Annotated in this window: 22 protein-coding genes and 2 tRNA genes; 14 read left to right on the forward strand and 10 right to left on the reverse strand. The window is 61.8% G+C overall.

Annotated features, from left to right (window positions below; all coding sequences use genetic code 11):
* The first annotated feature begins 243 nt into the window (after positions 1-243).
* Genes ACN6KF_RS06800 through ACN6KF_RS06830 form a run of 7 tightly spaced genes read left to right on the forward strand, consistent with a single transcriptional unit; the run spans position 244 to position 6,480 of the window.
* Positions 244-924, forward strand: a complete 681-nt coding sequence (locus ACN6KF_RS06800; protein ID WP_434956109.1) for a hypothetical protein — start codon at positions 244-246, stop codon at positions 922-924.
* Positions 921-2,156, forward strand: coding sequence for a DUF4350 domain-containing protein (locus ACN6KF_RS06805; protein WP_434956110.1), 1,236 nt, complete (start codon positions 921-923; stop codon positions 2,154-2,156). Before ACN6KF_RS06800 ends, ACN6KF_RS06805 begins: the two co-directional genes overlap by 4 nt.
* Positions 2,125-3,081 carry an AAA family ATPase gene (locus ACN6KF_RS06810; protein ID WP_434956111.1) on the forward strand — a complete coding sequence of 319 codons (957 nt, stop codon included), beginning with the start codon at positions 2,125-2,127 and terminating at the stop codon, positions 3,079-3,081. The genes ACN6KF_RS06805 and ACN6KF_RS06810 overlap by 32 nt, the downstream gene beginning before the upstream one ends.
* The gene (locus tag ACN6KF_RS06815; protein ID WP_434956112.1) at positions 3,078-4,388 is read left to right on the forward strand and encodes a DUF58 domain-containing protein; all 1,311 of its coding nucleotides are present in this window, start codon (positions 3,078-3,080) and stop codon (positions 4,386-4,388) included. Before ACN6KF_RS06810 ends, ACN6KF_RS06815 begins: the two co-directional genes overlap by 4 nt.
* On the forward strand, positions 4,385-5,092 hold the full coding sequence (locus ACN6KF_RS06820) for a stage II sporulation protein M (RefSeq protein WP_434956113.1): 708 nt from the start codon (positions 4,385-4,387) through the stop codon (positions 5,090-5,092). The genes ACN6KF_RS06815 and ACN6KF_RS06820 overlap by 4 nt, the downstream gene beginning before the upstream one ends.
* Entirely contained in the window at positions 5,014-5,526 is a 513-nt protein-coding gene (locus tag ACN6KF_RS06825) for a stage II sporulation protein M (RefSeq protein WP_434956114.1), read from the forward strand. Before ACN6KF_RS06820 ends, ACN6KF_RS06825 begins: the two co-directional genes overlap by 79 nt.
* Positions 5,527-5,553: 27 nt before the next feature.
* Positions 5,554-6,480, forward strand: coding sequence for an RDD family protein (locus ACN6KF_RS06830; protein WP_434956115.1), 927 nt, complete (start codon positions 5,554-5,556; stop codon positions 6,478-6,480).
* A gap of 29 nt (positions 6,481-6,509) precedes the next feature.
* Here ACN6KF_RS06830 and ACN6KF_RS06835 read toward each other — a convergent pair whose 3' ends face one another.
* Together ACN6KF_RS06835 and ACN6KF_RS06840 are read right to left on the reverse strand one after the other, a co-directional pair.
* Positions 6,510-7,256: a DUF7847 domain-containing protein gene (locus ACN6KF_RS06835; RefSeq protein ID WP_434956116.1), complete on the reverse strand. Its 747-nt coding sequence runs from the start codon at positions 7,254-7,256 to the stop codon at positions 6,510-6,512.
* A gap of 520 nt (positions 7,257-7,776) precedes the next feature.
* Positions 7,777-8,886, reverse strand: a complete 1,110-nt coding sequence (locus tag ACN6KF_RS06840) for a hypothetical protein (protein ID WP_434956117.1) — start codon at positions 8,884-8,886, stop codon at positions 7,777-7,779.
* 403 nt (positions 8,887-9,289) lie between these two features.
* Here ACN6KF_RS06840 and ACN6KF_RS06845 point away from each other — a divergent pair, with 403 nt between their 5' ends.
* Positions 9,290-10,153: a hypothetical protein gene (locus tag ACN6KF_RS06845; protein ID WP_434956118.1), complete on the forward strand. Its 864-nt coding sequence runs from the start codon at positions 9,290-9,292 to the stop codon at positions 10,151-10,153.
* A gap of 21 nt (positions 10,154-10,174) precedes the next feature.
* Here the strand turns inward: ACN6KF_RS06845 and ACN6KF_RS06850 are convergent, their stop codons facing one another.
* Complete coding sequence (locus ACN6KF_RS06850; protein WP_434956119.1) at positions 10,175-10,912, reverse strand: hypothetical protein; 738 nt, start codon at positions 10,910-10,912, stop codon at positions 10,175-10,177.
* A gap of 503 nt (positions 10,913-11,415) precedes the next feature.
* Between ACN6KF_RS06850 and ACN6KF_RS06855 the strand changes: the two genes are divergently transcribed.
* A complete protein-coding gene (locus ACN6KF_RS06855) occupies positions 11,416-11,574 on the forward strand; it encodes a hypothetical protein (RefSeq protein WP_434956120.1) in 159 nt (52 codons plus the stop codon).
* 455 nt (positions 11,575-12,029) lie between these two features.
* Positions 12,030-12,103 (forward strand) — tRNA-Gln (locus ACN6KF_RS06860).
* A gap of 397 nt (positions 12,104-12,500) precedes the next feature.
* Here ACN6KF_RS06860 and ACN6KF_RS06865 read toward each other — a convergent pair.
* Positions 12,501-13,295, reverse strand: coding sequence for a helix-turn-helix transcriptional regulator (locus tag ACN6KF_RS06865; RefSeq protein ID WP_434956121.1), 795 nt, complete (start codon positions 13,293-13,295; stop codon positions 12,501-12,503).
* Positions 13,296-13,815: 520 nt separating this feature from the next.
* Here ACN6KF_RS06865 and ACN6KF_RS06870 point away from each other — a divergent pair.
* On the forward strand, positions 13,816-14,211 hold the full coding sequence (locus ACN6KF_RS06870) for a hypothetical protein (protein ID WP_434956122.1): 396 nt from the start codon (positions 13,816-13,818) through the stop codon (positions 14,209-14,211).
* A gap of 38 nt (positions 14,212-14,249) precedes the next feature.
* Here ACN6KF_RS06870 and ACN6KF_RS06875 read toward each other — a convergent pair whose 3' ends face one another.
* The 5 genes from ACN6KF_RS06875 to ACN6KF_RS06895 form a co-directional block, all read right to left on the reverse strand.
* Complete coding sequence (locus ACN6KF_RS06875) at positions 14,250-15,179, reverse strand: carbohydrate kinase family protein (RefSeq protein WP_434956123.1); 930 nt, start codon at positions 15,177-15,179, stop codon at positions 14,250-14,252.
* A gap of 9 nt (positions 15,180-15,188) precedes the next feature.
* Positions 15,189-16,820 (reverse strand): HAL/PAL/TAL family ammonia-lyase, encoded by a 1,632-nt coding sequence (locus tag ACN6KF_RS06880; protein ID WP_434956124.1) that lies wholly within the window; start codon positions 16,818-16,820, stop codon positions 15,189-15,191.
* 107 nt (positions 16,821-16,927) lie between these two features.
* Positions 16,928-18,079, reverse strand: coding sequence for a carboxylate-amine ligase (locus ACN6KF_RS06885; protein WP_434956125.1), 1,152 nt, complete (start codon positions 18,077-18,079; stop codon positions 16,928-16,930).
* A 218-nt stretch (positions 18,080-18,297) separates the two neighbouring features.
* Positions 18,298-19,707, reverse strand: coding sequence for a type I glutamate--ammonia ligase (gene glnA / locus ACN6KF_RS06890; protein WP_434956126.1), 1,410 nt, complete (start codon positions 19,705-19,707; stop codon positions 18,298-18,300).
* Between the two features lie 166 nt (positions 19,708-19,873).
* Positions 19,874-20,212, reverse strand: a complete 339-nt coding sequence (locus ACN6KF_RS06895) for a P-II family nitrogen regulator (RefSeq protein WP_068296275.1) — start codon at positions 20,210-20,212, stop codon at positions 19,874-19,876.
* Between the two features lie 287 nt (positions 20,213-20,499).
* Here ACN6KF_RS06895 and ACN6KF_RS06900 point away from each other — a divergent pair, with 287 nt between their 5' ends.
* Entirely contained in the window at positions 20,500-21,969 is a 1,470-nt protein-coding gene (locus ACN6KF_RS06900; protein WP_434959630.1) for an NAD(P)H-hydrate dehydratase, read from the forward strand.
* Positions 21,970-22,182: 213 nt separating this feature from the next.
* A complete protein-coding gene (locus ACN6KF_RS06905) occupies positions 22,183-22,974 on the forward strand; it encodes a bestrophin-like domain (RefSeq protein ID WP_434956127.1) in 792 nt (263 codons plus the stop codon).
* A gap of 20 nt (positions 22,975-22,994) precedes the next feature.
* Here the strand turns inward: ACN6KF_RS06905 and ACN6KF_RS06910 are convergent, their stop codons facing one another.
* Positions 22,995-24,290: a multicopper oxidase family protein gene (locus ACN6KF_RS06910; protein WP_434956128.1), complete on the reverse strand. Its 1,296-nt coding sequence runs from the start codon at positions 24,288-24,290 to the stop codon at positions 22,995-22,997.
* A gap of 222 nt (positions 24,291-24,512) precedes the next feature.
* Between ACN6KF_RS06910 and ACN6KF_RS06915 the strand changes: the two genes are divergently transcribed.
* Positions 24,513-24,597, forward strand: a tRNA-Leu gene (locus ACN6KF_RS06915).
* Positions 24,598-24,635 lie beyond the last annotated feature (38 nt).

Raw genomic sequence — 24,635 nt, forward strand, 5'->3', positions numbered from 1 at the left:
GTCTTCGGGAAAGGGTAGAAGTTACATATGAACAAAAATGGAACAGATTCGCGAATGACCCGTTTACCGGCAACGACCTACCGCCGCGCTCCCGCTGGTGGATGAATTCGATCGAGGCGGCGTGAATGTGTTCCCTGGGCGCTTGCTCCGGATCGGCCATCACGCCATGTTCGCGGATATGAAGCAGGGCTGATTGGCGGTTTGGTGCGGGAACGGGGTCGAAAACATCCGACGGGAAGGATCATGCCGGCTATGGCCGGCTTGGCGGTTCTGCTCGCATTGACGCCGGCAACGCCGGCTTTCGCTGCCCCCGATCCACAAGCCGTGGTCAAGGATGTCGCGCGCGATCTCAGCCTGCAGCCGGATCTACCCGGCAACAAGGGCGAGGTTGTGACGCCCAAGACTGAACCGAAGCAGGATGAGCGGGCGCCACGCGTGTGGAACCCGTCGCTGGGAACCTTGCTGAGCATTCTGCTCTATGCCGCCATCGCTGCGGGTCTCATCTTCGCGATCTGGACGATGCGGGATCGTCTGCCAGCCCTGGGGCGGCGCAAGCTCGTTGCCAGTGTCGATACGGATGTCTCCGCTCAGGCCGCCTCGGTCGAGCGCATGGTGGTGGCCCAGGTCGAGGCCGACGAACTGGCGCGCCAGGGACGCCTTGCCGAGGCGATGCATGCCTTGCTGCTGCGCAGCCTGATCGAGGTGCGCAAGAGGCTCAATGTCAGCTTCGCGGACTCGCTGACTAGCCGCGAAATTCTTCGGGCCCTGTCGCTGCCCGACCGTGGCAAGCAGGCGCTGTCCGACATCATCGGTCGCGTGGAGCCCGTCTATTTCGGCGAAAGCCCCGCCGAAGAGCGCGATTATGCCGCTTGCCGGCAGAGCTATGAGGCCCTGACCGAAGCGATGCAGACGAGGGCGGTATGAGCGAAAAAGCCACCTTCTCCGGTCCTGTCCTCGCCGTGCTGGTCGCTGGAGCCACGGCCGTCTTCGCCCTGTCCATGCTGTTGATGCTGAACGGCTCGTCTGAAGAACAGGGCTTCAGCACCACCACCAAATCGGTCTCGGCGATCGGGCATGCCGGCCTCTATGAGCTGGCGCAACGCCTCGATGTTCCCGTTGCCCGCAGCCGCATCAACGGTACCGTCGCCCCTGGTGAAGGCGGGCTGCTGGTGATGGCCGAGCCGACGTCGAGCCTGTCGAAGGACGACATCATTCGCTTGGGACGCGAGAGCAATGTCCTGCTGGTGCTGCCGAAACGCTGGGCGCTGGCCGACAGGAGCAAGCCTGCCTGGATCCGCTCCGCCACGCCGATGGACATTCCCTGGGTTACCAGCATTGCGCGGCTGGTCGAGCCCAAGCTCGAGGTGACGCGGGGAGACCCGCCCAAGAGCTGGGACCGCAACGATCTCAATGTGAATCCCTCCTTCGACGACGGCGCCCAACTGATCAAGAGCGAAGAGCTGACGCCGATCATCGGCAATCGCCAGGGCATGCTGATCGGCGAGAAACTCGACGGTGAGCGCCGCGTCTGGGTGCTTGCCGACCCCGACCTCATCGAGAATCATGGCCTGACCAAGGGGCGGAACGCCGAATTCGCGCTCGCTTTGCTGAATGCCATGCGCGATGCCGAACTCGGGGACGGCAAGGTCGTGTTCGACGAGACCATCCATGGCATGGTCAACAATGTCGACAGCCCCTTCAAGAAGCTGTTCCAGTTTCCCTTTGTCATCGTGCTGTTGCTCGTACTTGCCGCGACGGCGCTGCTGGCTTGGGCCACCACGAGCCGTTTCGGCAAGCCGCGCCTTGCGCCGCCGGCTTTCGACCTCGGCAAGGGGCGCCTGATCACCAACACGGCTACCCTGCTCGACCGTGCCGGCCACCATGCCTTCGTCATGCGCCGCTATGTGCGGGCGACATTGCGTGATGTGGGTCGGCTGTTTCACGCACCACGCCAGCTCGATGACGAAAAATTGGCAGAGTGGCTCGACAAGATCGGTGAGGCGAGGGGGCTGGAAACCAAGGCCTCCGACGTCCTCGCACGCACCGTGGAAGGGCAGGGTACGTCCCTGACCGGTTTGTTCCAGGCCACGCGCGATATTCATGATTGGAAGGAAGAAATCTCCGATGGAACTGCAGCGCGTCGCCCACATCGCTGACGGCATCCGCAAGGAAGTCGGCAAGGCCATCGTCGGCCAGGACGAAGTCATCGAGCTAATGCTCACCGGCCTGCTCTGCGGAGGGCATATCCTGCTCGAAGGCGTGCCGGGCACCGGCAAGACGCTGCTGGCCCAGGCCTTCGCCTCGACCTTGTCGCTGAAATTCGGTCGTGTGCAGTTCACGCCCGACATGATGCCGGGCGACGTGATCGGCACCAACCTGTTCAACTTCCAGACCAACGCCTTCATACTGACCGAAGGGCCGATTTTTACCGACCTCTTGCTGGCGGACGAGATCAACCGCACCCCGCCCAAGACACAGGCGGCGTTGCTGCAGGCGATGAACGAGCGGGCTGTCACCATCGACGGCAAGACCTATGCGCTTGGCGCCGACTTCATGGTGGTGGCGACCCAGAACCCGATCGAGCAGCAGGGCACCTATCCCTTGCCCGAGGCGCAGCTCGACCGCTTCCTGTTCAAGATCGATGTCACCTATCCCAGCCGTGACGAAGAGAGAGCCATCGTCACCCAGCACGGGCACCGCTCGGCCATGCCCAAGCTTTCCGATTTCGGCCTCCAGAGCCAGGCCGATCCGGCAACGCTCGCCGATCTCAGGGCCACCAGCGAACAGATCGTGCTGACGCCGCAGATCATCGACTATGTCGTCGACGTGGTGCGCGCCACCCGCCAGCACCCGGCGATCGAGACGGGCGGATCGACCCGCGCCGCCAATGCACTTGCGGCCTCCGTGCGGGCCTTGGCCGCGCTGAACGGGCGCGATTTCGTCATTCCCGACGATGTGAAGCGGCTGGCCCGGCCGATCCTGCGTCATCGCATCGTCCTGGCGCCCAATGCCGAGATCGATGGCCTCACTCCCGACCGCATCGTCAACGAAATCCTGGACCAGACGGCAGCACCTCGATGATCCGGCCGACACCGCGCGCCGTGCTGCTGTTCAGCCTAGGCATCCCCGTTGCCCTGTTGATGGTGGTGTGGAATCCGGCGCTATGGCCGTTTTCCTTCGACCTAAGCCTGCTGGCCCTGCTGGTGATCGCCATCGACGCGCTGCTGATCCCGCCACGCCGTGCCCTCATCGTCGACCTTCAAGCGCCGATGCGGTTGCCGGTCGGCAATGAGGGGCGGATCGATGTCACGCTGCGTAGCACGAGGTCGGCGCGCCCGCTCAGGATCGAGGCGGTGGTCGATCTCGATGGGCCACTGGAGACGCCGCCGATGGTTGCTGGCCGTTTCGGCGGGGCCCCGGAGGTGCTCAGCATTCCCTTTACGGCTCTGCGACGCGGAGTGGTGACGCTGGAAGCCCTCTGGCTGCGCTGGCGAGGACCTTTGGGGCTGGTGGAATGGCGCCTGAAGGAGGAATTGGCCCGCAAGATCGAGATCCTGCCCGCCGCCCGCATGTCCTTCGGCCCAGCCATCCAGGCGCTGAGCAAGAGCGCCATCTATGGCACCAAGACCCAGAACCAGAAGGGCGAGGGCACCGAGTTCGATACGTTGCGCGAGCATGTGGCGGGCCTCGACTCTCGCATGATCGACTGGAAGCAGTCGGCCCGCCATCGCAAGCTCCTGTCGAAGGAGTTTCGCATCGAGCGCAACCACCAGATCGTGCTGGCCTTCGACACCGGCCATCTCATGCTCGAGCCGATCGACGGCCTGGCGCGGCTCGATCATGCCATCGAGGCGGGGCTGATGCTGGGCTGGACCGGACTGAGGGCCGGCGATCTCGTCGGCAGTTTTGGCTTTGACGCCACCATCCGCCATTATCTCGAACCGGGGCGGGGTAGCACCTATTATGCCCGGCTGCAGCGCTCCGCGGCCCAGCTTGCTTATCACACGGAGGAGACCAACTTCACCCTCGGCCTGGCCGAGTTGAACGCGCGGCTGAAGCGCCGGGCTCTGGTGGTGCTGTTCACCGAATTCGTCGACAGCGTGATGGCCGAGCTGCTGATCGAGAGCTTGAAGCGCATGGCCAACCGCCATGCCGTGATCTTCGTCACGCTGCAGGATCCATTGACCGCGCGGCTGGCCAATGCCGAGCCGGAGGATTTCACCGTCGTGGCCGAGGCCGTGGTGGCGCATGATTTCGCGCGCGAGCGGGCGATCGTGATGGAGCGCATCGCCCGTCTGGGCGTGCATTGCGTCGATGTACCGGTCGGTGGGCTTAGCGTGGCCTTGCTCAACCGCTATCTCCAAATCAAGCAGGAGGGCCTGCTATGACGGCCGTGGATGCGGGCATGCCGGAGGCCGGGCCGGCTCCGACGATCATCGGCGTGCCCAACGAACCTCGGGCTCAGCTCGTGCTGCGCTCGGCGGAGTTTCGGCGGGGGCGCGAGGAAAGCTGGCGGGAGCTCGAAGACCTGGTCGCGCGCGTCGAAAAGCGGGGGATCCACGGCGTCTCCGCCGACGAACTGCAGAAGATGCCGCTGCTCTATCGCTCGGCGCTGTCTTCCCTGTCGGTTGCCCGCAGCATCGCGCTCGACCGTAATCTGCTGCGCTACCTCGAAGCCCTGACGTTGCGGGCCTATCTGGTGGTCTATGGGCCACGTACCAGCCTGCTGGCGGGGCTGGGCCATTTCTTCCGCTATGGCTTCCCCGATGCCGTGCGCAAGGCGGGCTGGCATATCTTGATCGCTTTCGCGGCGATGGCCCTGGGCATCGCGGCCGGGTTCGTGCTGGTGACCAGCGAAGCCGAATGGTTCAACGCCATCGTTCCCGACGGCCTCGCGGGGGGAGGGGGCCGAGCGCCAGCACCGAATATCTGCGCAGCGTGCTGTTCGCGCCCTGGGACGGCTTCAAGGAGAGCTTCATCGTCTTTGCCAATTACCTGTTCCAGAACAACAGCATGGTCGCCATCCTCTCCTTCGGGGTCGGTTTCATGGCCGGCGTGCCGACCTTGCTGCTGCTGGTCTATAATGGGCTGATCGTCGGCGCCTTCCTGGCGATCCACTATCAACGCGGCCTCCTGATCGATTGCATCGGCTGGCTGTCCATTCACGGCGTGACGGAACTCGGTGCCTTCATCCTGTGTGGCGCCGCCGGCCTGGTGGTGGCCGAGAAGATCATTTTCCCGGGCCGCTATTCGCGCCTGGAAGCGCTTGCCATTCACGGCAGGCAGGCCGCCATCATCGCCTGCGGCGCGGTTGCCATGCTGTTCATCGCCGGTTTTATCGAGGGGGGCCTGCGCCAACTGATCAACGTGACCTCCTGGCGCTTCGCCTTCGCCGCCGTTACCGCCGTGCTGTGGGGGGTCTATTTCCTCTATTGCGGCAAAGCGTCTTTCGATTTGACGGGTTCACCAAGAAGCGCAAAGACGCGTCGAAAAAAACTGTTAGAGCAGGGAGGCGTTCAGCCATGAACACGCTTTGCTCCAAGGGAGGGCAGCATGGCCTCTCCGCGTGACCGCGTTTCCCAACTGCTGGAGGGCCGGCAGCGCCGCACCCGCGAGATCGTCACGCCGGAAGGGGTCGCCATCCATGTGGAGATCGCCGATCGCGGCGAAAGGCTGGGGGCCTTCCTGATCGACCTGGTGATCTGGTTCGGTGCCACCATCCTGATCTGGATCGCCCTGGCGACCACCTTCCTGCGCGGCGGCAGCGATGTGACGGTGACGGTGATCTCCTTCCTCTCCTTCACGCTGCGCAACCTCTATTTCATCCATTTCGAGCTGGCCTGGCAGGGCTCGACGCCCGGCAAGCGCGCCACCGGACTGAAGGTGATCGATCGCAAGGGCGGCGCTTTGACCCCAACCGCCGTCGTTGCCCGCAACCTCACCCGCGAGGTCGAATTCTTCCTACCGCTGCAGCTCTTCTTCATGTGGATCGGCGCCTCCAACAGCGGCGAATCCTGGCAGGCGCTTTCGATGCTAGGCTGGGTGGTGCTGCTCGCCGCGTTGCCCTTCTTCAACCGGGATCACCTGCGGGCGGGCGACCTGATCGGCGGCACCTTGGTGATCGCCTTGCCGAAGCGGGCACTTGCCCTCGACCTCACGCAGGGAGCGGCCAAGGTGGCGGCCCGCTACAGTTTCACTTCGGCGCAGCTGCAGGCCTATGGCGCCTATGAATTGCAGGTGCTGGAGGAGATTCTGCGCCGGCCCGGCGGTACCGAAACCTGGCGCATTCATCGCGAGATCGCCGAGAAGATCATCCGGCGTATCGGCTGGCAGGGCACCTTCGAGTCCAATGCGGCCACGGATTTCCTGCAGGCCTTCTATGCGGCCGAACGGGCGGAACTCGAGCGCGGCCAGCTTTTCGGCCGCTATCGCGACGACAAGAACTCGGGTACCCGCAAGGTGGGTGAGCCGGCCAAGTGAGGGCCGGCTCCTTTCCAGAACAAGGGTCTTCAATCGAAGACGGTGGCGAGCCTGTCGATGTCGACGCCTTCCTTGATCGAGCGCAGGCGGTAATAGACCAGGGCGCTAAGCACGCTGCCAAGAGCGATCAGATAGATCTGGATGAGATTGCCCAGCAAGGCACCGAACACCGGGCCACCGAGGCTGCCACCGACATACTCGATGATCATGGAGACGATCCAGCCAGCGATGCCGACAATCAATACGAGGCCGAGGATCTGCCAGCGAAAGCCCGAGGTGAGTTCGCTGCTGCGGGACATGCTATCCGTCACGCCGCGCTGTTCAACGACACAGACCGCGACGGCGGCATAAAGCATGCAGATCAGCCATAGGCCCGGTACGACAAGCAGTACCAATCCGATCGTGACCGCAAGGCCGACCAGGATCGAGAGGCCCAGCAGCGGCAGGAAGCGCGCCATCCCTTTGGAGAGGGCCTCTCCGACCGAAAAGGTCTGCCCGCGCAATTCGTTGAACGCGCCGTAGATCATGCCGCCCTGAATGACGAAGAGCAGGGCGATGTAGATCAGCAGCAGCACGACGAAGGCACTGACATTCGGAAGCGGATTGTCTGGTGTCGGCACGCCGATGACCAGGGTCGAGATGATCAGGGGAATGATGGGAATCAGGCCCAGCGCCAGAAATCGCGGCAAGGCGCGGTGGAGAACGGCAAAGCTTTCGCTGATCAAGGCGCCGATGTTGAAATCACCGGAGCCGGTGCCTTGACTGTAGTTGGTCATGAGAGCGCATCCTGTTTGATGGCGTTCGGAGCCTGAGTACTGTGCCGGCCCATATCGACGATATGTCATGCCGATGACTTGCATTTGAAAAGCAAGCATCTGCGCTTCAATACAAGTGCTGAGTCGTTTCGATCGGGCAAGTGAAGGGGCAGATTGTCGGAAGCGGAAACGAAGCTGTTCACATCTGCCTCGCAAAGTATACCCCGGCGAAGGGGTATTCATCTGTTTCCTGACGAACAGAAGCTCCGCGTCCTGCCAAGGATTTCAAGACCGCGATACAGGGGAGCGCGCTTACAGGTGACCTCTGAGGTCTTGCCGCTGGCTCATTCCGGCAAGGGCCGAGTATCCTCCGGCGGGCCGCTGATCTCGTGCAATCGCTCGAAAGTCGCCGTCGCGGGCCCCGCCGGGGGCGTTTTGCGATTTGGTGGAATCACCAAGCATCGCAAAGACGCGTCGAATCAAAGAGCTAGAGCAGAACAGCGTTTCCGTCTAAACGCGCTTTGCTCTGGAGAATGTCGTTTCAGCGGCTGGGAGGGCGCCAGGTCTCGGGCGGATATTGGTGCGGGCGCCGTACTTCCTCGTTCGGGTCCGGGGGCTGCTCGCCGAAGAGCACGTCCGGATCGGGCGCCGTGACACCCCACGGGTTGCCGTCGGCGGGCATGTAGCCGCTCTTGGCACCCCAGCCTTTGTCCTGTTCGAACCAGCGGGCGAAATTCGGCAGGCCGTCATATTCGTATTTGCGCTCATAGGCCTCGCAGGCCTCGGGCTTGGGGCCGAGATTGAGGCACATGAGGGGCGAGCGCTCGTAATAGGAACAGCTCGGGTAGAGGCTGTGGGCGACCAGTTCGCCTTCATAGGTCCCGTCATAGCGAATCGTCAGCTTCAGTTCCGTCCAGATCGGCGGGAAATTCATGACTTTCTGCAGGATCTTGCCGGCGACGAAGCCGATGGGCGCAGGTGCCACGCCCGCAGCGAGTTCGGCGCTCTGGGTGCGGGCGCCGACGGTCTGGCGGAACACCACGCCCTCATCGATATATTGCGGCTCCTCCAGCTTGATCGGATAGGGATAGGAGGGAAAGCCGAGAAAGGATGGCGAGCGGTAGAGGCCTGTATCCTTCTCGTAGGCGACGCGATGGAGCAGCCTGATCGCCTTGGAGGAGGTGTCGGTGCTCTCGATGGTGGCTTCGAGAAAATTGGCGAAGCGATAGCCGCTGCTGCCGAGGATGAGCTTGCGATCGACGAGTTCACCCGGGCTGCCGGCATCGTGCTCCGGCAGGCCGGAGCGCGGGTCGATCCAGCTCATGGTGGCAATCGAATAGGTGAAGCTGTTTATCTTGAGGACGAGTTGGCCGTCATCTGGGGGAATCATGATGATTCCCGGATTGGCGCCGCTGCTGAATCGCCAGTTCCAGCCCTTCGAGCTCGGCACGACGCAGCCAACGCGGTGGCGCAGATACCAGTTCACCTCGCGTGTGTTGAGCGTGTCGAAATTGTAGCTGATCAGATATTGCACGTTGATGCCATGCGCCCTGGCAACGGAAAGCCAATCGTCGCCATCCTTCACACGATAGGGACGGCCGCGCGGAATGGGAGCCAGCTTGGCAGGCTTGGTTTCAAGCGGTGTAGCCATGATCTTCTCCGTGAAGGCAGCATGCCTGCTTGGCCGAGCGATCGCGGTTCGTCGTGCGCGGCTCGCAGCAAGGCCGCGATGCCTGCCTGACGAGACAGTATGGGCAGATGGAGCGTGGTCGTCATCCCGAGTTCAGAGGAGGCGGCCCCGCCCTTTTTGTGCTCCAATCAAGCCTGTTGCGGGTCCATCTCCCTTGGAGCAGCACGCGTTCAAATGTGAACGCTTGTTTGCTCTAACTCTTTGTTTCCAAGTCAGTCCAACGGGGATTGGCTAGAGCATCTTTGCGATTCTGGGTGATTTCGCCCCATCGCAAACGCTGTTGCGGCGCTCGTTTCGATACCGTGCCATCCTGTCAACAACGCCCTCCTCAGCCCGTGGTGACGATGGCGCGAGAGTCCCTCAAATGACGAGTTTTCTCGACTTCAACAAAGATCCTGCCAACGACATCGATAACAAACCCCAGCAATATCATGATTTTGGCGGCAAGGGCGTGCGCGTACAGGTCTATTGGGCTGCCGATGTCTGGCGCGACGTATCGCTTTGGAACAACAGCTGGGTGCTGCTCAAGGGCGCCGACGAAATCCTCCGGAAATATACGCTGGCGCTCGACATGCTGCCGCTGCAAACCGAACCGGCAGCACTGGCGCCAACGAAGGACAAGGCCACCCGCGAATTCGACAAGTCCGTAGGCAAACAGGTTGCGAGGCAAAAGAAGGCGAAGGGCGAGGTCGCCAAGAAACAGACCGAGGCTGCCGCCAAGGCAATCGAAGAGCAAGGCCGGGTGGCACGTGGCCTCTTGGATTTCAGCGGCTCGGTCTATGTGCCCATGCAGGGCGAGGCTCCCATTGATGGCCTCACGGCTCTCAGGAAAAGCCTCGGCACGATTCCGGATGAAACGCGGTTGGTCGTGGTGTTCGCCCATATCGATGGCGGGCCGAACGGTTACACAGTCCTGCGCCAGGAGTGGCTGCCCTGGGTCATCGTCGATCCGCAGCCGATCCAGGACAATCCCAAGACGTTGCTGCTCCATGAAATGGGACACGCCTGCCGCCTCAGCCACCAGCAAGACAGCGCCGGTTCGGCGACGGCCAAGAACATCATGTATTCCCTGGATTTCAAGGGACTGACCCATCTGTGGGGCTGGCAGGTGGACACCATCTACGATTCCTACTGGTGCAATGGCCGCAAGCCCTCGAACTGGTGGGATAGAATCAGCAATGCCAAGCTGCCGCCTGATCACCCCTTCCTCTGGGATGAGCCGCCCTAGCAGATGGCAGTGGGCAGCCTTTCAGGTCTTGCCGCTGGCCCATTCCGGCAAGGTCCGAGCTGCCTCCGGCATGCTGCGGATCTCACGCAATCGCTCGAAGGCCGCCGTCGCCGTCACCGCCGAGAGAATGCCAAAAAGAATCATGCCGGCCTCCTGACCCAGCGTCTGCATCAGGCTCGCGGGTGCATAGGCGAGATCGCCGGTGACGGCACCGAGCCCGATCGTCGGCAGCAGCGTCAGGATGAAGAGACCGAGGAAGGACCAGCGATAGCCCTGGGTGAGTTGCCCGCTGCGCTCCAGGCTCTCCACCATGTCGGTGCGCTCGATCATGCAGGCCGGCAGTGCGAGATAGAGCAGAGCAATTGCCATCAGGCCGGGTACCACCAGTGCAGCAAGGCCGAGCAGGACGAGAATGCCGCTGAGAAAGGCGGTGCCGAGCAGGGTCGGAAGCCTTTGCCAGGTTTGCCGCGCTGAAAGAAGCAGGTCGAAATCCTCGCCCTGCAGCAACCGGTACGTGCCGGCGATGGTGGCGCCCTGGGCAAAAACCAGCAGGATCACGGCGACGGGCAGGGCCACCAGATCGGCAAGCGTCGGCGTCTGCGAGACTTCGCCGTTCACCGTCAAGGCGAGGAGAGTCGGCAGGCTCGGCAGACTGTTGAGGAAGGCGATTGGAAAGAGGCCACGCCACAAGCTCTTCACCGCATTCGCAAGAAGAAGGGACAAGCGCAGAGGCGGTCGTTGAGAGGTATGTCTGCTCATGGGCAACTCGATCGAGACTGGCCACACCAATCAATCAGTTATGACCTGTGTGGGCGCCAAGAGGAAGAGCCTGCGTGGTGGTACCATAACGCCCGGAACGCGCTTTGGTCCCCGATGGCTAGGCCTGTATTATGGGACATGCGCGGTGATGCCGGTTCACGGAAATGCGCGCTGCCGTTCAGGGGGCCGCCAATTCGTCGAGCAGAGACCGCGTCGGGCATGGTTCACGCGGGTTTTTGGTATTTCCTGGGAATCTCACTTCGTAAAAATCCAGAAAAATGGAATTTTTTCGTTAAGGAGAGGTTCTAATCATTGGGTATGTTCGAGACAAATTCAGAAAGGAGAGCTCGATGACACGCTAGATATCGATAGGTCCTGCGGTTTCAATGGGCGTTGCTGGTCCGTCGATGGTGTTTGATGTGCCCCTCGTGCTGCCTCCGGTCAAAGATGGTTCCGGCGTCACCCAGGGTCGGTATCATGGTGGATGTCCGCCCGGGTATAAGATGACCAGCCATGGAGGCTGCAAACTCAGCCATTATCTGCGTCGCCATCCCGGCCAGAATCCGAACAACTACTATTACGACGATCGCCGACCCCGGTTCGGGTTTGGCTTTGGCTATCGCGGCTACCGCCACCGTCGCTATTACGGTGATGGCTATTGAACCATTTTCAATCGGCAGGGGCGCCGTTGCGGCGCCTGTTTTCTTTCGGACCTGACGTGGCCTCTTCGGTGCTGCTGCGCCTCGCCGTCGATCTGCGATGGGCCGAGAGCGCCTTTCAGGGTACTGCCGACTGTGCACGATTCGTCTTCTGTATCAGGCATCCTGGCTCTCAACAGGAGGTGAGATTTTCGACACGGGACCGCGAGATCGCGCTTTGATTCGGATCCGGGCGACGCTTGGAAGACTGGAAAGCGGCCGCCAGCCGCGGCGTTTTCATCGAGGTGGTGAATAGGCGGCGCAAAGCGATCCCGTGGCCACAGAAAATCGACGAGACCTCTTGCAATGCGGGAGCGACTTCAATATGAAGCCCGAACGGAACGGGGCCACCCACTGGAAAGCACTCGTTGGAATTGCACAACATTCCAACCAGGTGATTGACCTAAAAGGCCTATTGTTCGGGGATAGTTCAACGGTAGAACAGCGGACTCTGACTCCGTTAATCTTGGTTCGAATCCAGGTCCCCGAGCCATCTAATTTTACTCGCATTCCTGCTTTGAAATCATCGGATGTCGTTTGATCCTGTGATTTTTCACGGCACTGAATTCAAAGTACGTTCTCGGCCTCCATGTCGTTCTCGGCCTCGTTTTCGACAGGGGCTTCGAGCTTCTTGATTGGTTCATTGCCAATTTTCATCCCTGAAAAGGGAAGGGTCCGGTCTAGGGTCGTCCGAACGTCCGCCACGAAGTGCCGGTCAGTGTCGCGATCTTCGGGATGGTGCATCCGGGATTGCCAGTGCGGCCACAGCCGAGCGTCCGAGATCGCGACATGTGATCCTTGAAATGCAAGCGCCGTAGCGCTCTCAGCCGCGGCTGCGCAGTGTATAGTAGAACGACTGTTTGATCAGCGTGCCCCAAACCCTGCCGCACCTATGGTTTCCTCAATTTATAGGCAATCTCTGAGCGATTGCGCGCTCCGATCTTGCGCATGATGCGTAGGAGGCTTGCCTTGACCGTGCGTTCTTTCAGGCCGAGCTCAGCGGCGATCTCTTTGTTGGACATCCCTTTGGTGACGTATTCAACGATCTTGATTTGACGGGCAGTAAGAACCGAACCGTCAGCCTCGATCGACGGATTTCTCAGTATGTTCCTGCCTTCGGACAATAGCTCAAATGGGAAGTACAACTGCCCGATGATGACCAGCTGAATGATCGATCGCAGCATATCGAAGCTGGCTTGCACTCCAATGAAAGCCTTGGCCCCAGCAATGTAGGCCTGCTTCATGACATCGACATCAGAAATTTCAGAAACAACAATTATGCGGGATCGTGGAGATTTGGAAACGATTGAGGCAATTGCATACCGCAAATTGCGATAGAATGAGGTATCTTTCTTCCAGTATATTATAACGATAGGAGAATCGTCCGAATTATCTGGTCTCCAGTCTTCAGCGGCCTGATAGCCTTCTGTCAAAACAGATAATTTCGAATTGATAATATTCCTTACCATGGTGTCTCGAACCAGCTTGATCTCACAGATCACGATCGCCCGTGTGATGAGAGGACCTGGGCTGAAGTCTTGCCCTCCAGATGAACCTGGTTGGCTCGAACCAGAAGGATACTCCGGGGATGCTGCATGTCTGATGGCAACATCTTCCCCTGTGCCGCAGCTGAGTATCCGCTGTTTATGGTGACATCGCGGGTTATGCTCGTCCCGGATCTGCATCACCGGCACTCCTACCAGAAATTTTTAACATGAGAACCATTCGATATCCTGAAACAAATTACCAGACGGTCAAAAGTTGTATGTGATGGGTATGTTTTTATCGCGGTACTATTTTTTCACGCTACGGAATGTCGCGGTGGATTATTTTAAAAACACGTATCTGTCCTTGCGGAATTATGACGGTGGGCAGGGTGAAACGCGCTGTTCTCGCTACGCAGTTAATTGATTTTCCCTTGACCCCTCAGCAACGCGTGATTGGCGCAGACGCATGCAACCCGCGTCATGAAATCTGCGTGTGGAGCCGCCGGTAGCTATTCCCCATCCGCGGCGGCGAGTAGAGATCCGGCACAGCCTACGATCGGGCCGAGGCGTTTCGGGAGTTACAGAACACGCCCCGCGCAATTTTAACGGTTGCCAGTACGGTGAAGCAGGGGGATTATTCAGTCCGGGCCTCGTGGACGTCTGCAAGCGCTGTCATTGTGCTTGAGCCGCGCCAAAGGCGTTGTTGGCGAGTACACGAATGGCGTCCGAGACTTCTCCCGAATCCCGCACCAAGGGCCTGGTTACCTGGGGGTTGCGTATCTTGGTGGCGCTGATCTTCCTCACGCCCGCGCTGCTCACCCTGTGGGGGCATCGGATCATGGTCCGTCAGTTCGATGCGCTTGGCTTTGCACCCTGGATGCGCGTCACCTTGTCGTCGACGCAGGCTCTTGCCGCATTGCTGGTGCTCGTGCCCGTGGCCAGCCTGGCGGCGGCCGTGCTTCTGCTCTTGATCGACGCAGGCACGCTGATCGCCCAGTTCCTGCTGATCCGCGGCGGCTATGTGCATCTGGCGCTGTTTGCTTTGCCACTGCTCGCGCTGATCAGCCTGCAGAGCGGGCGTTTCGACAGAAAATTAGCCGAACTGGAGAAGTAGCGGCATCAATGCTGATGCCGCCATTAGGCGTTTTGTGATCAGGCCATCTCGTGGTTCCAGGGCGGATCCGCGCCCTCGCGCGAAACCGTGATTGCCGCCGTCCTTGCGGCATAGTCCATGGCTTCTTGGGCAATGGCCTCGTCGAGATTCTTCACGGTGTCGATGGAAACCACTTTGCGGCGCTGCAGGATGGTGAGCAGGCCCGAGGAATAGCTGTCGCCGGCGCCGACCGTATCGGCGACCTTCTCGACCCTGACCACGGGGCTCTTGACGGCAAAACCCCTGCCATAGCCTTCAGCGCCGTTGCCACCGTCCGTCAGCACGACGAAATGAGCGCCCTTGGCCACCAGGTCCCGCGCCCAGGTGGCGGGATCGATGCCGGGGTAGAGCCAGTTGAGATCGGCTTTGGAGATCTTGATGATCTCGGCGGCTTCCGTCATGCGCTTCATGCGGGCGCGATATTCGACGGCATCATCAACCACGGTCGGCCGGACGTTTGGATCCATGCCGAGCACGCGCTGGCCCTTGCTGGCGAAATAGAGCGTCTCATAGGCCGAGGCGATGGGATCGTTGATGAGGGCGACCGAGCCCGTCCAGATCATCGAGACTTCCGGCCCGATCGACGGAGCATCGCGCTCTGGGGAGAATAGACGGTTGGACGAGGCCTCGTCGATGAAGGCATATTCGGGTTCGCCTTCGCCGACGGAGACGAAGGCAAGCATCGACGAGTGCTTCGAGCGGGCGACATAGCGCTGATTGACCTTCGACTTGGTCAGGGCAACGGCGAGATCCTCGCCGAAGAAATCGGTGGACAGCGCGGCGCAGAACCCGACATCGCCCTCGAGCCGACCGATGCCGATGGCCGTATTGAACGGGCTGCCGCCGACAGCCGGCCGATAGGCGTTCCGGCCATCAGCGCTTTTGACAGGCAGGAAGTCGATCAGGGCTTCGCCGCAGACAAGAATCATGGGGTCTCCTCACTCCAGAACACCGACTGCCGATTCAACGGCGGCCAGGATGCGACCGCTGCGGGCAAGATCGAGTATGGATTGCATTTCGTGGTGGTACCAGCGGTCGCCGTCAAGGGCCGGTGTGATTTCTGCACGGATCGCTTCGAGCGCCGCCTGCGAGCCCTTGCCGATCGGATAGCCCTTGCTGCGATCGGCAACCAGCGAAAGCGCCTGGGCGGCCATCAGCATTTCGACGGCGACGATCTGTTCGACGTTCTCGACAATGGTACGGGCCTTGCGGGCGCACCAGGTTGAGTTGGAGACGTGATCCTCCGCATTGCTCTTGCCAGGAATCGAGTCGACCGAGCCGGGCGTGGCGAGGCCGCGATTTTCCATCACCAAAGCGGACATCGAGCATTGTACCGTGGCAAAGCCGGTGTTGAGGCCGCGCTCGCCGGCGAGGAGGTTGCGCGGCAGGCCATAGCTCATCACCGGATCGATCAGACGGGCGAGGCGACGCTCGGAAATGGCGCCGAGATCAGTCATCGCGATGGCGAGGAGATCCATGGCCTGGGCGACATAGGCCCCGTGGAAATGGCCGCCCGAGATCGAGACGTAGCTGCCGTCGTCGTTGGCGAACATCAGCGGGTTGTCGGTGGCGGAATTCATTTCCACCCCGAGTATGCCGTCAGCATAGGCAAGAGCCTCGAAGACCGGGCCATGGACCTGCGGGGCACAGCGCAGCGAATAGACGTCCTGCACGCGCGGCGGCACGGGCTTGGCTGGATCGCGCGTCTCGTCGGGGTACAGGATGGCGCGGGCGCCTTCCGAACAACGCTTGGAATCGCCGGCGATGCGCAGGAGGTTGCGGGCGGTGCGTGCCTGGCCGCGATGCGGGCGTGCTGCGTGTACGCGCGGATCGAAGGCCGCCAACTCGCCGCGTAGGGCCTCCAGCGTCAAGGCAAGCGCGATGTCGGCATGTTGGAGGATACGCTTGGCATCCTCCTGGGCGAGGGCCGCGATGGCCAGCGACACGGTGGAGCCATTGATGATGGCCGAGGCTTCCTTGGCCCCCATCTTGTATTCGGGCTCGAAGCCGGCCCGGCGCGCGGCTTCCGGCGCTGGATAGATCTTGCCCTTATATTCGACCTGGACGTCCTCGAAGCCGCGAATGGCGCCAGCGAGATAGGCGAGGGGGGCGAGGTCGCCAGAGGCGCCAACCGAACCCTTGGAAGGGATCACCGGATGCAGGCCGGCATTGAGGAAGCCGACCAGACGATCCATCAGCGGCAGTGTCGCACCCGAATAGGCGGAGGCAAAGGCATTGGCGCGCAGCAGCATGGTGGCCCGCACGATCTCGCGCGCGAAGGGCTCTCCGATGCCGGTGGCATGGGCGCGAATGGTCTGGTCCTGGTAATGCGCCATGTTGGCGATGGGGATGCGCACTTCCTTGAACAGGCCGACGCCGGTGTTGAAGGCGTACATCAGCGGGGCCTGGTCGTTCAGCCAGTTGGCGTCGATATAGTCGCGTGCAGTACCCACCGCGGCGCGGGCCTTGGCCTCGATGCCGGCCTTCTCGAACCGGCCTGCCTTCTGGGAGCGCGCGACACGGACGACCTTAGCACCCGTCATACGTCGTCCGTCTATGGTGACAGTCATGGCCTCCCCCGCATCACGCTCGAACGCGGCGGTCAGCCGGGCCGCAAAGCCCGGAGACCGCTCATCTTCTTGACCTAGCAGAAGCGGATCGAAACGCAACCGGCCAGTCAGCCGCCGGCTGCGAGGCCCGCGGCGAGCGGCGCTGCAGTCTTGTTGGCGAGCCAATCGACCACGGCGTGGATGGCTTCGTCAGCCGTCGCGCCGGCAGCGATGCGCTCTTCATAGACGGCCAATTGTCCATCGGCGCTGGTGCCGTTGCGCAGAATCATCTGTGCTGTTGCCAGCTCTTCACTGCAACCGAGCAGTTCGGCATCTTCCCAGACGAGATCAAGCAGTTCCGTCAGCATATTGGCGGCGCTTCTCGCGTGTCCGCTATTGAGATCAATGAGCGAGCCGTGAATGCCATAGCGTTGCGCCCGCCATTTGTTTTCTTCGACGATGGCTCGCCCAGGTGACGTCAGGCCGCGATTGAGGTCCGGCTTGCGGGCGAGATGCCGCACCAGGCTGCGATAGAGCGCGGCGATGGCGAGAGCGTCTTCCACATTGGTGCAGACATCCGTGATCCGCAGTTCCAGTGTGGGCAAATGGCCGGAGGGCCTTATTGCCCACCACAGGAAACTGGCGTCGTCGATGATGCGATTGCTGATCAGTGTGTCGACATAGGTCTGATAGTCTTTTTCGCTCTGGAAGAGGTCGGGCAGGCCCGAGCGGGGCAACTCGGCATAGATGTTCTGACGGTAGCCCATCAGGCCGGTCCGGCGCGACTGCCAAAAGGGCGAGGAGGTGGAAAGCGCCAGCAGCAGCGGCAGGTAGGGTAGCGCGCGCCCCATGAGGTCCACCCGAGACAGGTCCTGGGGAACCTCCACATGCACATGCATCCCGCAGATCATCTTGCGGCGCGCGAGCATCTGCAGGTCACGCGCCACCTTGCCATAGCGCGAGGCCTGGGTGGGGTGCTGCTCGGACCATTCGGCAGAAGGGTGGGTGCCCGCCGCCAGGATGCCGAGATCGTGCTTGAAGGCGAGATCCTGCAAAGCCTGGCGGCACCCCACCAATTGCAGCCTGGCATCATGCATGTTGCGGCAGGGCGTCGTGGCGATCTCGATCTGCGATTGCAGCAATTCGCGGGTGACGTGCTTGCCCAGTGCTTGCCGGGCCTCGTCGAAGAACTGGGGCGACATGGTTTCCTGGACGGCGCCTGTCTGGCGCTGGAACACGAAATACTCCTCCTCGATACCGAAGGTGTAGGGATGCTCCATGCTGTCCTCCGATAGGTGTCGGGCAGTGATCGGTTCCTCGATCCAACCCTCTAACGCAGGTCGCCTGCAGAAGGTCCCCCTGGCAGGTCTGAATCCTCTCGCTGCCGGCAACGGCGGAGCGGCATCCGCTCATGTCCGCCATCAAGGCCGAAAAAAGAAAGGCCGGTGCATTGCTGCACCGGCCCTCGCTCGGTTCTCTCTGGATGGTTTTTGAGTTCTTAGACCGAGTAGTACATCTCGAATTCGACCGGATGCGGCGTCATCTCGAAGCGCATCACTTCCTGCATCTTCAGTTCGATGAAGCTGTTGATGAAGTCGTCGGTGAACACGCCGCCCTTCTTGAGGTATTCGCGGTCCTTGTCGAGGGCGGAAAGGGCTTCGCGCAGCGAGCCGCAGACGGTCGGGATCTTCTTGAGCTCCTTGGGCGGCAGATCATAGAGGTCCTTGTCCATCGCCGGGCCCGGATCGATCTTGTTGAGAATGCCGTCCATGCCGGCCATGAACAGGGCGGCGAAGGCGAGATAGGGGTTCGCGGCCGGATCGGGGAAGCGAACCTCGACGCGCTTGGCCTTCGGGTTGGTGGTGTATGGAATGCGGCAGGAGGCCGAGCGGTTGCGGGCCGAATAGGCCAGCAGCACCGGCGCCTCGTAGCCGGGGACCAGGCGCTTGTAGGAATTGGTCGCCGGGTTGGTGAAGGCGTTCAGCGACTTGGCGTGCTTGATGATGCCGCCGATGTAATGGAGGCAGGTCTCGGAGAGGTCGGCATATTTGTTGCCGGCGAACACCGGCTTGCCGTCCTTCCAGATCGACTGGTGCACATGCATGCCCGAGCCATTGTCGCCGAAGACGGGCTTGGGCATGAAGGTCGCCGTCTTGCCATAGGTGTGGGCGACGTTGTGGATGGCGTATTTGTAGATCTGCAGGTGGTCGGCCATCGTCACCAGCGTGCCGAACTTCATGCCGAGCTCATGCTGGGCGGACGCGACCTCGTGGTGATGCTTCTCGACCACGACGCCCATCTGCTGCATGGCAGCCAGCATTTCCGAGCGCATGTCCTGCGCCGAATCGAGCGGGGGAACCGGGAAGTAGCCGCCCTTGGTGTTGATGCGGTGGCCGAGATTGCCGCCCTCATATTCGGTGTCGAAATTCGTCGGCAGTTCGGTCGAGTCGAGCTTGAAGCCGGTGTTGTAGGGATCGGCCTTGAAGCGGACGTCGTCGAACACGAAGAATTCGGCTTCCGGGCCGAAATAGGCGACGTCGCCGATGCCGGTCGACTTCAGATAGGCTTCGGCGCGCTTGGCGATGCCGCGCGGATCGCGGCTGTAGCCTTCGCCCGTGGACGGCTCGACCACGTCGCAGGTGATCGACATCGTCGCTGCGGAGAAGAAGGGATCCATGGTGGCGGTGGTGGGGTCAGGCATCAGGCACATGTCGGATTCATTGATCGCTTTCCAGCCGGCGATCGAGGAACCGTCGAACATCGTGCCTTCCGTGAAGATCTCCTCATCCACCAGGGATACGTCGAAGGTCACGTGCTGCCACTTGCCACGCGGGTCGGTGAAGCGGAAGTCGACATATTTGACGTCGTTGTCCTTGATCGCCTTCAGGACATCCTTGGCGGTCTTCATCGTGTGCAAACCTTTCGTTCGTTTGGGCACAATCTTTTTGAGGCGCGAGCTGGGCTCGCTGATTGCCAGAGCGTTTTGCGATTGGACGGAATCACCTGAAATTGCAAAGACGCGTCGAAACAAAGAGTTAGAGCAAACAAGCGTTCAGTCACGAACGCGCTTTGCTCTAGATGGCGTCGAGGCCGCTCTCGCCGGTACGGATGCGGATGGCTTCTTCGATGTTGAGGACGAAGATCTTGCCATCGCCGATCCGACCCGTCTGGGCGGCCTTGCGGATGGCGTCGATGGCGCGCTCGACACGCTCGTCCGGCACCACAACCTCGATCTTCACCTTCGGAAGAAAATCGACGACATATTCGGCGCCGCGATAGAGTTCGGTGTGGCCTTTCTGCCGCCCGAATCCCTTTGCTTCCGTCACCGTAATGCCCTGCAGGCCGACCTCCTGCAGCGCTTCCTTCACCTCGTCCAACTTGAAGGGCTTGATGATGGCTTCAATTTTCTTCATGGGGTCTCCTCGATTTCAGCACATAGTGCGCAGAAACCTTCTTGCTGGTAGCAGGTCGCATGCCAAACCGCCAACAGGAAAATTTTCTTTTATCTTCAAGGTGTTGAGGCGTTAGGTGCTGAAAAATGGGCAAGCGGTACCGAAAGACTGCACAATTTTTCGGCGGCCTGCCAATAAAATATGCGGCCTAAGAGGGTAATTTTCGGCACACGGCGGCGGGGATCGCATTTTTTTCCACCGAATGCGACGAGGTAGCGCATGTCGGTGAAGGTTTGGAGGATGTCTTGATCGAGTTGCTGACCCCGTCCGAAATGGCCGATGCTGACCGCCTCGCCATTGCCGAGGCCATGACCGCCGACCAGTTGCTGGAACGGGCCGGGCGAGCGGTGGCCGACGCTGCGGCAAGGCATCCTTTCAACATACCGATCCTGGTTTTGTGCGGCACGGGCCTGAATGGAGGCGATGGTTTCGTTGCCGCCCGCATCCTGCGCGAAAGAGGCTATCGGGTCCGACTCGGCCTGCTGGGACCTGTGTCGATGCTGGGGGGAGAAGTCGCCTATGCCGCGGAGAAATGGGGACAGCCCGTCGAAGATGCCCTGACATTGTCGCTTCCCAGGGAAGGAATCATCATCGACGCGTTGCTCGGCGCCGGGCTCTCTCGCGACATAGGCGGCCCGCTCGCTACGCTGGTCGGGCGTATCAATGCCTCTGGCCTGCAGGTCATTGCAGTGGACCTGCCGTCCGGCATCGATGGCGCAACCGGCCAGGTCCGCGGCGTGGCCGTCAAGGCGCGCGAGACCGTGACCTTCTTCCGGCGCAAGCCTGGGCACCTGCTCCTGCCGGGCAAACTGCATTGCGGCGCCATTCGGGTTGCGGATATCGGCATTGCGGACGACGTGTTGGCAACCATCCGGCCCCGGACGTTCGTCAACAAGCCCGCCTTGTGGCAGCCCTGTTTCCCGCGTCTCGAACCGGCGGGGCATAAATATGCGCGGGGGCACCTCGTCGTCCTGTCCGCCGGCATCGAAGGGACGGGGGCGGCACGCCTGGCGGCCAGGGCTGGATTGCGCGCCGGCGCGGGGCTCGTCACGGTCGCCAGCCCTTCCGAGGCCCTCGGCATCCATGCCGCCTCGCTCGATGCCATCATGGTGCGGCGCTGCGATGGCCCCGAAGGCCTCGCCATCATGCTGGAGGATATCAGGCGCAATGCTTTCGTCGTGGGACCGGCGCTGCCGCCGGACGAGGAGACCCGCGCCAAGGTCGACATGGTGCTTACCTCCTCGCGTTCCGTGCTGATCGATGCCGGGGCACTCTCCGCCTTTGCCGCCGAGCGCATTCACTTCATCGCCACGCTGCGGGCCGCGCTCGGGCCGGTCGTTCTCACGCCGCATGAGGGTGAGTTCGCGCGCGTCTTCGACGACATCGCCGGAAAACATGCGGCCAAGCTCGACCGGGCCCGCGCGGCCGCCGAGGCAACTGGCGCGGTGATCGTGCTGAAGGGGGCCGACACCGTGATTGCGGCGCCCGACGGACGGGCCGCCATCAACGCCAATGCGCCGCCGACCCTGGCGACGGCGGGCTCCGGCGACGTGCTCTCGGGCCTGATCGGCGGGCTGCTCGCCCAATCGATGCCAGCCTTCGAAGCCGCCAGCGCCGGGGTCTGGCTGCATGGGGAAGCGGCCAATCTGTTCGGGCCGGGCCTCACCGCCGACGATCTGCCGGCGATGCTGCCCAAGGCACTCGCCGCCCTGTCGTGAAGGGGGCCGGGTCTGATTGTGTCGGAGCGACTGGTTCTTTGCTTGGTGAGGCGCGTGTTCCGGTAAAGCGACCTGCAGCAGGAGATCGCAGGTTCCGATTTCGGTGTGACACCCAGGTCACGCACGCTGAGCGATACTGCCGAGACAAGAAAAACATGGCGGTTCCCGGGCATGGAAGAAATCTACGGACTGAGTTTCCTGGTGCTTTTCAGCTTGAGCGCCATCGGCGGGGTGATCCTGCGGAAGCGTCTGCATGAGGAGCATCTCTCTAAGGAGAATATGGAGACGGTGCGGCTGGTGACGGGCCTGCTGGTGTCCTTCGCTGCCCTGATCCTGAGTTTGCAACTCTCCACCTCCCGAGCCAATTTCGATGCGGCCAGCAAGGACCGCTCGACCTATGCGGCGCATTTGGCGAGTCTCGATCAATGCCTGCGCGACCTCTCTCCGCGGATGGAACCGGCGCGGCAACTGCTGCATCGCTACACTGCCGCGGTGATCGCCAGCACCTGGCCCGATGAGCCGGCGCCGGAGGTCAAGACCATGCTCGATACCAAGGACATGCCGCTCAGAGGGGAGGATAAGGTTCTTGCCGGCGTGATGAACCAGATCGGTCTGGCGATCGATTCCTTCGAACCCACGGATAGCGTCAGCAAGAACATCGCCGCGCGATGCCAACTCGACTACCGCGCAGCGCTGACGGGACGCTGGGCTGTCATCGAGGATACGCACGCCCCGTCCGGCGTATTCTTCACTCTGATCATCGCCTTCTGGCTGGCGCTCGTCTTTCTCAGCTTCGGCCTGCAGATCGCGCACCGGCTGTTGAGCAAGGTCGTGCTCGCCATTGGCGTCGTTTGTGTGTCGAGCGTCATGTTCGTCATCGTCGACCTGAAGATTCCCTATGGCGGATTCTTCGGCATCTCCAGTGCATCGATGCGCGATGCGCTGGCCGACATGAACCGCGACGAAAGCGTCGGGAGGGGTCGTCAGGAGCCCCCTGCACCATGACTAGACGCGGGTGCGGGAGTTCAGATCACTTCGAACCAGGTCACGAGATCCTCCTGGGCAGGGCCGCAGGGGCGGCCATGCAGAAGCCATTTGCCGGGATTGTCCGCCAGGAACACCGTATGGACGGTCTCTCCCGGGCCGATCGCGACCGTGTCGACCCAATAGGGCTGCCACTCATCGTCAAAGGGATGCAGGATGCGCATGGCGTGGCCGTGCACATGCACGACCTGGTCGACGCGCGTCTTGTTTGAGAATGCCAGATCGACGAGGCTGCCGCGCTTGACCGAAAACAAAGGCCTGTCTGGCAGAATCTGGCCGCCGGCACGGCCGGGCAGGGGCACGGCAACGCGCTTGGCCTTCTGCAGGGCCAAGGCAGCGGGCAGATCGGGACGTGGGAGCGTCAAGGGGGGCAAGGGAGCAGGACGAAGCGGCGCCGCGCCGCTCGCTGCGAGGTGGGCGAGAACGACGACTTCACCGTCATGGTCGAGCGCGATGCCGGCCTCGCTCGCCGCTGCAAGCGTGCCGTCGACCGCAATATCGACACGACCACCGGGCGGCAGATCGATCCGGCCGTGATTGGGAGCAAAGGGCGTGTCGACGGGGTGGCCGTCGATGGCGATGATACTAGCCCCAAAGCCGGCCAGAGCCAGTTTGGCGATGCGCGTCATGGCGACGTTGACGATGCGCAGGCGCAGCCTCTCATTGGGAGCAAGGCTGATCGTTTCGGCCGCTTTCGAATTCACCGTGATGATGGACTTGCCACCGGCGCTGTGCGTTGCCGGCAGGATCTGCCCGTCGGGGCCGATATGCCAGTCGTCAATGACGAGAATCAGATCACGGTCGACCTTGGGAGGTTCGTCTTCATCGACGACGAGAACGCCATAGAGCCCGGCCTCGCATTGGGACAGAGACGGCCCGAAAGCGGGCGGATGGTACCAGAAGGTACCGGCATCCGGCGGCGTGAACGCATAGTCGAAACCGTCAGCCGGCTTCACCGCCTGTTGCGTCAGCGCAGGGACGCCGTCCATGGCGTTGGCGAGGCGTATGCCATGCCAGTGGATTGTCGAAGGGGCTTCGAGACGGTTGGCGAAGCGCACGGTCACGGCCTGGTTGCGTTTCACGCGCAGAAGGGGCCCCGGGGTCGAGGCATCGAAACATTGCGTCCGGGTCGGTCTCGCGCCGCCTGGCAAGGCGAGTTCGCCGGCGGCCGCCGTCAAGGTCAATCCTGAAGCCGCCGCAGGGCGGGCGAGGGCAAGACTGGTCAGGCTGACACCGAGCCCGGCAAGGAGCTGACGCCGATTGAGGCTGCCGGTCATCGGTGGGTCCTTCTGGGCTGGATAAGGGTGGATTCCCGCCTGCCGGGGCGGCCGTTCGGGCTCCGGCAATGGCCTTAAGGCTGGGCATCGCCGCCGCCTGCGAATCCTGGACTCCAAATATCATGCAGGGGGCGGCATTTTTTTGCTGCATCAATTTCATGACATGCTATATGGCGCCACTCGTTTCGCGGAATGCAAGTTCCGCGATAGGGAGCCCTATTTGCGGGCGTGGCGGAACTGGTAGACGCGCTGGATTTAGGTTCCAGTGATGAAAGTCGTGGGGGTTCGAGCCCCTCCGCCCGCACCACGACCGGCCTTGATGGCCTTGAAACAGGGCGGCTACGA

This window comes from Labrys methylaminiphilus subsp. lupini (assembly GCF_051161885.1).
Classification (GTDB): domain Bacteria; phylum Pseudomonadota; class Alphaproteobacteria; order Rhizobiales; family Labraceae; genus Labrys.